The following is a 12,956-nucleotide window of genomic DNA, read 5'->3' as shown; positions in this document are numbered from 1 at the left end:
ATTCTTCCGGTTTCCCTGAATGCCGCAACAGAAACGCGGTAATCATCCGTTCTTCTTAACGACCTCGGTAATGCCCTTTGCCATATCTTCCGGGGCTGTTCCGTAATTAAAGTGACGGATAAATGACCCATCACGTCCCATCAGATACACAAAGGACGAATGATCCATCAGATAGGCATCCGAATCCTTTGATTCCCCATCGGCATATGCCTTGGCGTAATACACACGGAAAGTCTTTGCCGCGGCTGTAGTCTGTTCAAGCGTTCCGGTCAGGCCAACCATACGTTCGTGAAAATGCGGAACATAGGCCGCAATCGCATCAACCGTATCGCGTTCCGGGTCAACCGAAATAAAGACCGGCGTTACCTCATTGGCAATTTCTGGATCAAGTGCATCAAGCGCATTGCCCATCACCTGCAATTCGGTCGGGCACACATCCGGGCAATAGGTATAGCCGAAATAAATCAGCATGTATTTCCCGCGGAAATCCTGTTCAGTGCGGGTCTGGCCATTCTGGTCAACCAGTTCAAACGGCCCGCCGATCGCCGCAGTCCCCGAACCGGAATACGTCGTTTCCGATCCCATCATCATCAATCGATAGGTCAGACCAATACCGAGAACCAGCGCAATCGCCAGAATGATCACAAGTGTTTTCTTGCTCACGCCGTTACCTGTCCTTTTGTTCCGGGATTACAAGCCTGCGCCAATCAACCGGATAAATAAGCCACTGTCTTGCGGGCACTATAAATCCGCAAAACGATCATGCAAGACCCGTAACTGTGCCACGGCTCACAATGACGTCATTGCGAATTCTCAAAATTATCCGATCTGATGAAATGCCAGCATGGCAAGGATGACAGCGTTAACGACCATAAGGCCCCGCCCAACCGGTGCCATAAAAGCACGAAAACGTCGGGTGGCATACTGGCCGATCACACCCGTTGCAAACAGCATCGGCACGGTGCCAAGCCCGAATACCGCCATGACAAATCCGCCGGTCAATGCGTTGCCACCTGCGGCCGCGAGAACCAGCGCACCATAAATCAGGCCACATGGGATAAACCCAAGCATGATCCCCAGCAGATAACCCCGCCAGCCAAATGGCGCACCAAATAGCGGTTTGATTCGATCACCAACCACACGGTTCCACCATGCCCCCGCAGCATTTCCTCCAGCCACGTTTGGAAACGGCCCCGCAAGATGTGGCACCAGACCGATTACCCCAAAGACCAGAAAGAAAAGTGCCGCACACAAAAGCAACATAGGCCCCAACCACCAGATTTTGGTCAGCACCGTGATGCTATCGGCGAAAAAGCCCGCCATCACACCAAGCAGGGTATAGGTCGTCAATCGGCCAAACTGATAAGGCAATAAGGCGGCCCCGGTAAGTCGGCGAAGCTCGCTCATCTTTTCAAGCGGCAGCTTTTCCATGCGCGACGTGACCTGACTGATCACAAATGGCCCACACATCCCGACACAGTGCGTGGCACTGCCGACAAGTCCGGCAATCAGTGCCGTCGCCAAAACACCACTGTCCTCTTGAAGGACCGTGGTGCATTGTGCCCAGCCGCTTTCGATGATGCGGATCAGTATCTGTTGTTCGTCCATGATCCACCCGGAATGATCAGTTGCGTCGATTGTGACGCGCCGATCCATTGAGAACAACGATATAGATCAATCCGGGACTCAGGATTTGGAAACGTTCGTATCCACCGGCATGGTAATAAGATCAAGGACCTGTTCGAACGGCACATACCGAACCGCTTTGACGTCATCCTGCGGCGAAAGCCAGTTCAACCGGTCGCGCAAGTCGACCACCTTGCCCAGAATACAAACTGCCGGCGGTTCCACACCGGCTTTTTCGACATCATCGGCCGCATTGGCAAGCGTTGAAATCAGAATGCCCTGATTGGGGGTTGTTGCCTGATTGATAACCGCAAGTGGTTCGTCACCGGATCGTCCATTGGCCATCAGTTCCGATGAAATACGGCGCAAATGCTTCATCGCCATATACAGCACCAATACCGGCGCCCCTTTGGCAAGAGCCGCCCAATTAATGTTATCGGGCATTTCGCCACTTGAACCGTGGCCTGTGACAAAGGTTACCGATGAATTGCAATCACGATGCGTTGTTGGAATCCCGGCATAGGCCGCACCGGCAATCCCCGCCGTAATACCTGGCACGACCCGGAACGGCACATTATGTTCAACCAGCGTCAGACCTTCTTCACCACCGCGACCAAAAACAAACGGATCACCACCCTTAAGCCGCAGAACCCTTAAGCCCTGCTTGGCGTAATCAACAAGCTGCAGGGATATATCCGTTTGCTTTGAAGACGGCCGACCACCGCGCTTCCCGGCATAAACACGCTTGGCATCCGAACGCAAAAGATTGAGAATCCGGTCATCAACCAACGCATCATAGACAACAATATCGGCCTGCTGCATCGCATTGACAGCATGAAGCGTCAGCAAACCGGGATCACCCGGACCTGCGCCGACCAGCCAAACCCAACCCGGCTCAAATACCGGAAAATCAAGACCAAGTGTCGTCATTGCGGAATTCTTTATCTCTCAGCCAACTGGTCCATCTGTGCAGGACCGGATCGTTTGGATATGTTAAACAGCATCTTGGTGCTACGTCCAACATATTAATCCGTATTTTTTTCGTTATTTACCTAATACCACATCATTTATAATGTTTAATATATGAGCTTTGTCAAAAAATGCGTGGTGCCATAATAATGGTTAACCCAAATCTTCAAAGCCATAAACCGGGATCGCCCGCCCCATGACCCGAAAACCGGACGGACCACTACGCAAGGGATGGACAACGGGGGCCTGTGCCACCGCGGCAACCCACGCGGCGTGGCAAGCGCTGTTGTCTGGCGAATTTCCTGATCCGGTCACCATCATCCTTCCCCGGGGTGAAACACCATCCTTTAACCTGATCAAGGCTGAAACCGGCGATGGCTGGGCACGGGCAAGCGTGATCAAGGATGCAGGCGATGATCCCGATGTCACCCATGGCGCGGAAATCATTGCAACAATCCGCCATGGACAACAGGGGTCCGGCATCACCTTCCATGCCGGCGACGGTGTCGGGATGATTACGAAACCTGGCCTGCCCATCCCGGTGGGCGAAGCCGCGATCAACCCCAAACCGCGCGAAATGATGACACAGCAAATCGTCGAACTGGCAAACAGGTTTAACGCGACTACCGATGTCGAAATTGAAATTTCCATTCCCGGCGGGCGGGAAATCGCTCTGAAAACCTGGAACCCGCGACTGGGAATTGTTGGCGGTCTTTCCGTACTGGGAACCACCGGCGTGGTGATTCCATTCAGCTGTTCGGCGTGGATTCATTCCATCCATCGTGGCATTGATGTCGCGCGCGCCACCGGCCGCAAACATGTTGCCGGGGCCACCGGCAAAACGTCCGAAGCAGCCATTCGGCAATTTTATAATCTGCCGGACGAGGCGATCCTGGATATGGGCGACTTTGTTGGCGGCATGCTAAAATATCTGCGTCGCCATCCAGTCGATTATATCACAATTTCAGGCGGATTTGCCAAACTGGTCAAACTGGCGCAGGGCCATATGGATCTGCATAGCAGCCGGTCCGAAGTCGATTTCAACAAGCTCTCTGATACAGTTGCCGCACTTGGCGGTGATGCCGAACTGGTATCTGAAATTGCCAACGCAAATACGGCCAAACAGGTTCTGGAACTTTGCTCATCCAGAAACGTTGATATAGCACGCACCATTGCCCTTCAGGCTGGTGAAACCGCCCGCGCAACCATCGACGGCGCTTCCGCCATCGAAATTGTCGTTGTTGATCGTGTTGGCAGGATCATCGCCCGTGCCGGACATGGTGATTTTGACGCCTTTCTGCCTGCCAAAGGCACAAACCCGAACCTTTAAAATGAACAAGAACAGGCCCGCAACATATGACTCCCCCTCGAAACAGAGAAACCCCGCTGAACATTCTTATTTTTGGCGGCACGGGGGATGCCAACCGTATCGCTGCTGATCTGTTACAGGAATTCGGATCAGATGTGCGTCTGCAGCTTTCTTTTGCCGGTCGTACCAGTGCCCCAAGATTACCGGATGGCATCCCCGTCCGCATTGGTGGTTTTGGCGGAGCCGAAGGCATCATATCCTATCTGGGTTCGGAAAAAATCGATCTCGTGATCGATGCAACTCACCCCTATGCCACACAGATATCCAGCCACATTGCCCAAGCCTGTCACGCGGTGGCGACACCCTGCATTCAGTTTCAGCGGTCAGCATGGCAAAAAACGGATAAAGACCGCTGGATCATCGTCAGAAGCCTCGCAGAGGCAGCTCAAATCCTGCCCGAACACGGAAAACGCGCCTTGATCGCCAGCGGACGCAAGGATCTTGCCCATTTCGAAGGCTTGGAAAAAACATGGCTGCTTGTGCGGACTGTCGAGTCTCCCAAAGATCCATTCAATCTGACTCTGGGTGAATGGCTGATTGCCCGTGGTCCCTTCACGGTCGAAGGGGAAATCGAACTTCTGCAACGCCATAACATCGATGTCATCGTCAGCAAAAATAGCGGCGGTGACGCCACCGAAGCCAAGATTCTGGCTGCCCGCGAACTGAACATACCGATCATCATGGTTGAACGGCCCGGCGCAGCTCCGGTTGAACAAGCAGAGAAAACACAAGAAATAATAGAAAAAATCAGAAATACGCTTGCAAAACACTGACTCAAAAAGATATTTCTTCTCGTGATTTGGACCTTTCAGGGCGGTCCAAGCAACAACAGTCGAGAAGGGCAAAATAAGCCGCCGACACCCTGAAATCCTTTAATGGGAATTGTCATGACCGGCAAAATTGGTTTGCGCGGAAGGCTGATGCTGGCAATTGTGCCAATCGCCTTGCTCGCTGTATGTGCCGCCGCCCTAGCGGTTTTTTCTTTCCAAATTACAGAACAACAGCAAAAAGTCGTAGCAGAAGAAGCTATCCCGGCCCTGATTTCCGGCCAGGAACTAAGCGCGTTTAGCGATGCCGTCACCGGCATGGCGCGTCGTGTCACAACTGCGCAATCAGAAGCACAGTTGGAAAACACGACCAAAGCACTCGGCATGATCGAAAATCGCATGAACGATCAAATCGCCGAGTTGGCCAGATACGATATTGATGGCGAAATACTAAGCTCATTCTCCCAACAAACAGGGAAGATGATCAATAATATTAATAGCTTGTCCGATATCATGAAGTCACGATTTGACACGCAGAAAACGCGTCAACTTATCATGAGTGACATCATTCGCGCTGTGAATGAAATTGAATCGATCACAATCAGCGCCAGTGACATGGCGAACAGCAATCTGGAAAACAACTTAAGCCAGCTATATGGCCTGGTCCGCAATCCGGAGAAAACCAGAGAAGTCTTTCAAACGCTGAATACGCTTCGCGGAGAGGACGCGCCAACAACAAAGAACATGCTGGAACTGCGCGCAGTGGCACTTAAGATTCCCGCACTGGCCCGCATGATTTTCACGGCAAGCAGCCCCGAAGAACTCGACAAGATCAAGAATTTATCAACGCCGCTTATCCCCCAAATGCAAAGTGGCTCAGATGAAATTCCGTCGGATGAAGATCGCGAAACGGCAAGATCGTCGGTTGAAACAATTGCAAATGGTCTGACATCGAACGGCAGTAATAATCTGTTCAATTTGCGTCAGAACGAATTCGTTAGCGAAGCTTTGCTGACCGATCTGTTGACGCAAACAACAGAGACATCCCAACAAATGAGCCAAACCGCGCAACGACTTCTGGAAGATATGCGCGCGAAAATCAACGATGCCAATCAGGGGGTTACAACCACCATCGGCATTGCAAAAAATATCATGATCGGGGTTGCGACCGTAGCACTGATTATTTCTGCACTGATCATATGGCTTTATGTCCAACGCAACCTTTTGGCCCGTCTGATCGGATTGAACGTTGCCATGGATCGCTTGACCAAAGGAGACCTTGAAACACCGGTAACCGATCATGGCAGCGACGAAATTGCAGATATGGCATCTGCAGTCGAATTGTTCCGGGAAAACGCGAAGGAAGCAGAACGTCTTCGGGAAGAAAACAAAGCCGCAGAAATTCGTGCGGAACAACAACGTCGCGAAGCATTGCTGGAAATGGCGAACGGCTTTGAAAGCTCCGTCAATGGGTTGGTCACGGAACTGCTGTCCCAGGTTGGTGACATGCGCGATGCGGCCGACAACATGGCACATAACGCCGGTGACAACGTTCACCGTGCAATCGAAGTCAGCGAAGCATCCCAGAATGCATCCCAGAATGTCAGCTCGGTCTCGTCCGCGACCGAGGAACTGTCTGCATCGATTGCCGAAATCGAACGACAGGTTTCCAAGGCGGAGGAAGTTTCCCGCGCTGCCGTTTCCGAAGCCCGCAAATCTGATGAAACCGTTCGCCAGATGTCTGACACGGCAAATCGCATTGGCGAAGTCATTGAACTGATCACGACCATTGCTGACCAAACCAACCTGCTGGCCCTTAACGCTACCATCGAAGCCGCGCGAGCCGGTGACGCCGGCAAGGGGTTTGCCGTGGTCGCAAACGAGGTCAAAAATCTGGCATCCCAAACTCAGCGTGCAACCGAGGATATCGGCAAGCAGATCGAAGAAATGCGTTCGGTCAGTAGCGAAGCCGTCGAGATGATTTCGACCATCGCCCGGACTATCGGCGAAATCGATACGATCTCAAGCTCGATCGCAGCCGCCATGCGTCAACAGGGTTCTGCCACGGCCGAGATTGCCAGCGGATCGGAAGAAGCCGCCAACGGTGTGCGTCACGTGTCTGAAAACATGCTCAATGTATCACGTGCCGCCGAAGCGGTTCAGGACCTGTCAGGCTCAACCCGCAACACTGCCGAAGAGCTTCTGCAAAAGGCCCATCGTCTGCAAGACGAAGCCAACAGCTTTGTAGCCCGTGTTCGCGCCGGTTAGGCTGCTTGAGAATGCCTGAAATCAGCAAAAACCCCCGCCGAAATGATCGTCGGGGGTTTTAATATCAGTTCTGAAAGATTTAGTGCTTAGACGAAACGCCGGAACTCACCGCTTTTGCGCGGCGGACAGAAACGCTTCAGATAGGTCGGCGCAATTGCTTCAACGCTGTTGGGCGTAATGCCAAGCTCGGCAAAACCTTCGGCACCGTCGGAAACGACATTGTCGGTTTTAAGCAGACGAACCTGATCCGGGGTCAAAAGCGGTTTTGGCAGGAATTGCAGGAAAAACGCCTTGATCGACGCCAGCCAGAACGGCACCGGCATCAGAATGGCGCGTTGACGGGTCATCTGCAGCATATCGCGCAGAAGTCCCATAAAGCTGTATACTTCCGGCCCACCCAACTCATAGGTCTTGCCAGCAGATTTGCCCTCGACCAGTGCCGTTACGAACGCTTCGGCTACGTCGGCAACATAGACCGGCTGAAATTTCGGACCACCATCGCCAAGCATGTCGACCTTGCCTTTATCGAGTTCGACCTTCGGCAGGCCTGGCGCACCAATAACCGGCAAAACCGGGGAATAGCGCGCCATAGTGGCAAACTGGTTCAGGAAATTGTCTTCCGGACCAAAGATAACCGACGGACGGAAAATCACCGCATCCGGGAAGGCTGCGCGAACAGCTTTTTCACCAGCCAGTTTCGAAGTCGCATAAAGCGCATACGGGTTCTTATCCACACCAAGCGCCGACATATGCAGAAAGGTTTTCACACCACATGCCTTGGCTTCTTCGGCAATACGTTTGGCTGCTTTGACATGGATATTCATGAAGCTGCTGCTGCCGCGCTGATATAGAATGCCCAGCAGGTTAATCACCGCTTCCGAACCTTCAATCGCGCCTTTGATCGACTCTTCATTGCGAACATCGCAATGTACCGGAACCACCTGCCCAAGATAGCCCATCGGCTTCAGTTTCTTGACGCGCTCAAAGCTGCGGGTCGGAACGCGGACGATAAAGTCACGCTCAAGCAAACGCTTGACGATATGACGCCCGACAAATCCGGTGCCGCCAAAAACGGTTACGATACGACGATCCATGCTTGCTCTCTCCTTGCCGGCCGATGATGTCGCGATGATCCCGCCATCACGATCCGGCGCTGGGTACCATCAGGGCCAAATGCGGATATCGGCCCGATCAAAATTCCTAAGCGGTTATATACGACCCATAGGGTGCGTCAACAATGCGCTTTTAAAGCGCATGTGTCCCGCCCCCGTTGATTTTGGCCAATATTTCATCATGAAGCGCCAACAAACCCGCCTTGTAGTCGGGAAAACGGAGCTTCACACCAAGTTCGGCCTTGATCCGGTCATTGGCAACCCGCTTGTTATCTTCATAAAAGCTTGCAGCCATCGGGCTCAGATATGCCGTCTTGAAATCTTCCTCCGGCGGAGGGTCCATACCCAGCAAACCACAGGCATACGCAATCACATCCTGCGGAGGAGCGGCATCATCGTCACACACATTATAAGCTGCACCGGCATTCGGACGTTTGATGGATGCCAGAACCGTCTGTGCAATATCTTCGACATGGATACGTGAAAAAACCTGCCCGGGCTTTACAACCCGCCGCGCCCGTCCGGATCGAACCGTTTCCAGGGCATTACGCCCCGGTCCGTAAATCCCGGCCAATCGGAAACTTTGCACACAAAGATCATGACGCTGCCCCAGATCGAACCATGCCTTTTCTGCGGCCACCCGTCTGCGACCACGTTTGCCGCTTGGCATCAGGTCGTCATCTTCCGTGACGGTCGCACCGTCGTAATCGCCATAAACACCTGTTGTCGACAGATATCCGATCCATGTACCACCCGGCAGCGCGGCAAGATCACCGGCATGATGGGCCAGAACAGGATCACCATTTCCACCCGGCGGTGCAGAAATCAGGACATGCGTGACACCTTTCAGGGCATCGCGAATGTCGGCCACCGGTGCGTCGTCGGAAAAAATATGGGGCTTGATCCCCTGCGCGCGCAGTACTTCTGCCTTTTCTGCGCTACGCGTGGTACCGGCAATTTTCCAACCTTCCTCGCTCAGCTGATTGGCGACAAGGCGCGCTGAAAATCCCAATCCGAAGCAAAACAGCTTTTCGGTCATTATCAAATCCATATGCCGGGGCGATTATCTTTGTGTGTGGAACACTATCGACCCCGAGCGCCCATGACAAAAGCTTTCCGGTCGGTTTTCGGAAACTTTGAAATCACAATCATTTTCTTGCCGCTTTCATGATTTGGAATGCGGCCCTTATAAACGGCTTCTGGTCAGAATTGATAACATCCGCATATGCTGATCATTATCGATCCGCCTTGCAACCAACGCCAAACTGAAAGGCCAATCATGTCTGAACTGCTTGCACGCAAAACCCTGCGCGCATCATCCCTTGTTACGATGACTTTGTTTGGCATGGTTCTGGTTTCGCTCGGTCTGCAAAGGCAAGCCTTGGCGCAAGGCACGGATATGAGCGCGGAGGATGCCAAACAATATCAGGACTGCCTGAAACTCGCCCGCCTGAAACCCGAAGACGGTTTTGAAAGCGCCATCGCATGGCGCGATATGGGCGGCGGTGAACCGGCGAAACATTGCGTTGCGGTCGCCCTGATTGCACTTGAAAAATACGAAGAAGCCGCAACCCGCCTTGATGCACTTGCCGATGAAAGCACATCCCCCCAACAGGTTGTCGCCGGGCTTTTGGCCCAGGCCGGACAAAGCTGGATGATGGCGGGAAATCTGGAATTTGCCTGGCGCGACCAGTCTCGAGCACTTGGCATTGTTAAAAACGATCCGACCCTTTGGGTTGATAGGGCAATGGTACTTGGCATGGCCGGTCAGTATTGGGATTCAATCGATGACCTTAACAACGCGCTTGATCTTGATCCGGACAATGTCGAAGCCCTGATTTATCGCGGCACCGCATGGCGTATGCTTGAAACCTATGACCTTGCCATGGCCGATATCCAACGCGCGCTGGAACTGTCGCCCAAAAATATTCAGGCGCTTTTTGAACGTGCCAACCTGCACCGGATCAACAAAGACAATGACCTTGCGCGTCAGGATTATCTAGCTGTCATAGAAAATTCAAACGGAACCCCTGTCGCTGATGCGGCAAGAGCGAATATAGAAAAGATGGATGTTCAAACCGGATCGGAATAGGTTCTGATCCGTACTTGATATGTGCCCACTGGTTTCGGGACCATATCGCCAGATTTTCAGCCGGGGGACCCCATGCGTCGTTTGATTGCCACGACCGCCATCGCCGCGTCCATATCCATGATGCTTGCCGCAAACACTGCGCAAGCGCGTGACCAGATAAGAATTGTCGGTTCTTCGACCATCTTTCCGCTGACCACCAAGGTCGCCGAATATTTCGGCAAGACCACCGGTGAACCCGCCCCGGTGGTTGAAAGCACCGGTTCTGGTGGCGGTTTTAAACTGTTCTGCGGCGGGATCGGTGCGGAATATCCCGATATTGTTGATGCATCGCGCCAGATCACCGGGTCAGAAACCGCCATCTGTGCCGCCAATTCGGTACGCAATATCAGCGAAATCAAGATCGGTTACGACGGCATCGTGCTTATGGGAGGACGTAATGCACCGACCATGTCATTGACCGCACGGCAGCTTTATCTGGCACTGGCCCGTACTGTCCCGGTTCAGGGTGCAAGCGTTCCCAATCCGAATGTCAAATGGTCCGATATCGATGCCGACCTGCCGGATATTCCGATACGCGTCTATGGTCCGCCGCCGACATCGGGTACACGCGACCTTATGGGACAGCTTCTCATGGATAAGGGATGCGCAACTTTCAGTGACATCGCCAGCCTCGAAGCCAGCGACCCCGAAAGCTTCCGCCTTCTATGCCGCACCATCCGCGAAGACGGTGCCTATATCGCTGCCGGTGAAAATGATCGTCTGGTCATCAGCAAACTTGAGAAAGACCCGAAGTCTTACGGCATTATGGGTTTCAACAACCTGGACCGCAATCGCGACACCATGCAGGGTGTATCGATCAATGGCGTTGCCCCCGATTACGATACGATCCTTGACGGAAGCTATCCTGGATCGCGCGCCCTTTACCTGTATGTTAAGGATGATCACCAGCAACTGGTCAGAACGCTTGGCTCGTTCATTTCGACCTATACCTCGGACACGGTGATTGGCGAGGAGGGCCTGCTTGCCGAAAATGGCTTGGTCCCGCTGCCCGATGATGAACGTGCAGACGCCATTGCCGGGGCAAAGAAATTCGTCGGGAACTGAGCGCGCACAAATGAATTGGCAAAACGACCGGGCATCAGTCCGGTCGTTTTGCCATCCAGACCTGATTGGCTGCATATCGCGGCGGGCTGCCTTTGAAATCCGAAAATTCCGACACCAAAATGAAACCTGAAATCTCTAACATCAGGCGCATTTCACTACGATGAACCCATCGCATGTGATGCCAGCAATCCTCGCATCGCAGAACGTTGTCCGACGGATCAATTTCCTCGAACCGCCAATGTTCTTCAAACCGCTGGGTCAGGGGGTCGCTGGTTCGTTCCATCGCCGTGATCCGCAACCTGCTATCTTGTGCTCCAAAACCTTCTGGCATCGGAAACAGCGGCAGTTCAACACTTTCCGGATCACCTTCCGGAAGGCAATACCGAAGGTCGGGATCAATCAGATCAAGAACCAGCATCCCGCCAGGCAGTAAATGATCCGAGGCCGTCATCAGACAGCTTTTCTGATCCTCGCCATCGGTGATTTCCTGAAATCCGCGAAACGGAATAATGATCAGGGCAAATTGCCGCCCCAGATCAAATTCACACATATCGCCCTTATGCCAGACCATGTCGGGATATTTCGCGCGCGCCTGTGCCAGCATCGCGTCAGAAAGATCAAGCCCTTCAACCGCAACACCGGCCTCACGAATGGCGGCGGCAATCCGGCCGGTCCCGCAGCCCAGTTCAAGAACCGGGCCACCGGTTTTGACGGCAATATCACGATAAAACGGGATCGGATCTTCGAATAATTTGCGATCAAGCTCGGCACGAAAGTCATAGCTGGCGGCGTTAAGGCCACCTTGTGGATAAAAGCTGTCGACCTTCGAGGAACCCGTCATTCAAAATCCAGATCGGCATAATGCGGGGATGGTGGGAAGCTTGCCTGCCGGTCCGCGAGAATATCGCGCATCGCAGGTCGGCTTTTGATCCGCATATACCAATCCTTGGCACGCGGATGTTTGGACCAGTTGATGTCACCCATATAATCAATGACAGAAATCTGTGCCGCAGCAGCAATATCGGCCATGGTCAGATGTTCCCCCGCCAGCCAGTTCCGGCGTTCAAACAGCCAGCCGATATAATCCAGATGATAGGCCGCATTGGTCCGCCCGGCGCGCAGGATTTTGGTATCCGGCGTCCCGGTCGAAAAGAATCGTTTCAACAACTTCTCGCCGAGCAGATGGTCTGTAACCTCGCGGTTGAACTTGCCGTCGAACCACGCGACAAGGCGGCGGATTTCCGCACGTTCCTTGGCATCCGCCCCCAAAAGAGGGGTGTCGATATAAACTTCATCCAGATATTCGCAGATCACGGTTGAATCGCATAGAACCGTGCCATCTTCTTCCTCCAGAACCGGCACTTCTCCCGCCGGGTTCAGCGACAGAAACACATCGCGCCGCTCCCAGACTGGTTCTGCCTTAAGCTCAAATTCAAGCTTCTTCTCGGCCAGAACCAGGCGCACTTTGCGCGAAAACGGTGACAGCCAGAAATGATGTAATTGACGCATGGAATTGAAGATACCCAACCAAGGATGAATGTTTTGCAAACCGGGCCGCATATGGCGGTTTCATACCATATGGCGTCTGTGCGCCATTCATTACAGGACCGGAATTTCAAATTCTCTCAAACCACGCAAATGCGCCAATG

12 protein-coding genes are annotated in these 12,956 nt (G+C 53.1%); 5 read left to right on the top strand and 7 right to left on the bottom strand.

Features of this window, described 5'->3' with window-relative positions; translation table 11 throughout:
* Window positions 1-42: 42 nt before the first annotated feature.
* The 3 genes from TH468_RS07425 to cobA all read right to left on the bottom strand — a co-directional run bounded on the left by TH468_RS07425 (window position 43) and on the right by cobA (window position 2,556).
* Window positions 43-663 carry an SCO family protein gene (locus TH468_RS07425; RefSeq protein WP_085642878.1) on the bottom strand — a complete coding sequence of 207 codons (621 nt, stop codon included), beginning with the start codon at window positions 661-663 and terminating at the stop codon, window positions 43-45.
* Between the two features lie 156 nt (window positions 664-819).
* Window positions 820-1,608: a sulfite exporter TauE/SafE family protein gene (locus TH468_RS07420; protein WP_085643051.1), complete on the bottom strand. Its 789-nt coding sequence runs from the start codon at window positions 1,606-1,608 to the stop codon at window positions 820-822.
* A gap of 78 nt (window positions 1,609-1,686) precedes the next feature.
* Window positions 1,687-2,556 (bottom strand): uroporphyrinogen-III C-methyltransferase, encoded by an 870-nt coding sequence (cobA, locus tag TH468_RS07415; protein ID WP_085642877.1) that lies wholly within the window; start codon window positions 2,554-2,556, stop codon window positions 1,687-1,689.
* 235 nt (window positions 2,557-2,791) lie between these two features.
* On the opposite strand from cobA, the gene TH468_RS07410 reads away from it, so the two are divergent.
* The 3 genes from TH468_RS07410 to TH468_RS21595 all read left to right on the top strand — a co-directional run bounded on the left by TH468_RS07410 (window position 2,792) and on the right by TH468_RS21595 (window position 6,999).
* Window positions 2,792-3,925, top strand: coding sequence for a cobalt-precorrin-5B (C(1))-methyltransferase (locus TH468_RS07410; protein WP_085642876.1), 1,134 nt, complete (start codon window positions 2,792-2,794; stop codon window positions 3,923-3,925).
* Window positions 3,926-3,951: 26 nt separating this feature from the next.
* The gene (locus TH468_RS07405) at window positions 3,952-4,737 is read left to right on the top strand and encodes a cobalt-precorrin-6A reductase (protein WP_085642875.1); all 786 of its coding nucleotides are present in this window, start codon (window positions 3,952-3,954) and stop codon (window positions 4,735-4,737) included.
* 114 nt (window positions 4,738-4,851) lie between these two features.
* Window positions 4,852-6,999 carry a methyl-accepting chemotaxis protein gene (locus TH468_RS21595; protein ID WP_168177092.1) on the top strand — a complete coding sequence of 716 codons (2,148 nt, stop codon included), beginning with the start codon at window positions 4,852-4,854 and terminating at the stop codon, window positions 6,997-6,999.
* 86 nt (window positions 7,000-7,085) lie between these two features.
* Here the strand turns inward: TH468_RS21595 and TH468_RS07395 are convergent, their stop codons facing one another.
* Window positions 7,086-8,093 (bottom strand): complex I NDUFA9 subunit family protein, encoded by a 1,008-nt coding sequence (locus tag TH468_RS07395; protein WP_085642873.1) that lies wholly within the window; start codon window positions 8,091-8,093, stop codon window positions 7,086-7,088.
* A gap of 151 nt (window positions 8,094-8,244) precedes the next feature.
* Window positions 8,245-9,150, bottom strand: coding sequence for an SDR family oxidoreductase (locus TH468_RS07390; RefSeq protein WP_085642872.1), 906 nt, complete (start codon window positions 9,148-9,150; stop codon window positions 8,245-8,247).
* A gap of 240 nt (window positions 9,151-9,390) precedes the next feature.
* On the opposite strand from TH468_RS07390, the gene TH468_RS07385 reads away from it, so the two are divergent.
* Window positions 9,391-10,203 carry a tetratricopeptide repeat protein gene (locus TH468_RS07385; protein WP_246832248.1) on the top strand — a complete coding sequence of 271 codons (813 nt, stop codon included), beginning with the start codon at window positions 9,391-9,393 and terminating at the stop codon, window positions 10,201-10,203.
* Between the two features lie 72 nt (window positions 10,204-10,275).
* Window positions 10,276-11,307, top strand: coding sequence for a substrate-binding domain-containing protein (locus tag TH468_RS07380; protein ID WP_085642870.1), 1,032 nt, complete (start codon window positions 10,276-10,278; stop codon window positions 11,305-11,307).
* Between the two features lie 34 nt (window positions 11,308-11,341).
* On the opposite strand, the gene TH468_RS07375 is transcribed toward TH468_RS07380, so the two are convergent.
* Both TH468_RS07375 and TH468_RS07370 read right to left on the bottom strand, forming a co-directional pair.
* Window positions 11,342-12,148 carry a trans-aconitate 2-methyltransferase gene (locus TH468_RS07375; RefSeq protein ID WP_085642869.1) on the bottom strand — a complete coding sequence of 269 codons (807 nt, stop codon included), beginning with the start codon at window positions 12,146-12,148 and terminating at the stop codon, window positions 11,342-11,344.
* Window positions 12,145-12,816, bottom strand: coding sequence for a glutathione S-transferase family protein (locus TH468_RS07370; protein WP_085642868.1), 672 nt, complete (start codon window positions 12,814-12,816; stop codon window positions 12,145-12,147). Before TH468_RS07370 ends, TH468_RS07375 begins: the two co-directional genes overlap by 4 nt.
* Window positions 12,817-12,956: the final 140 nt, after the last annotated feature.

It is taken from the genome of Thalassospira sp. MCCC 1A03138, assembly GCF_002115785.1.
Lineage (GTDB): Bacteria > Pseudomonadota > Alphaproteobacteria > Rhodospirillales > Thalassospiraceae > Thalassospira.
The sequence above is the reverse complement of the archived record's forward strand: the minus strand, read 5'-3'. Positions and strand labels throughout refer to the sequence as shown.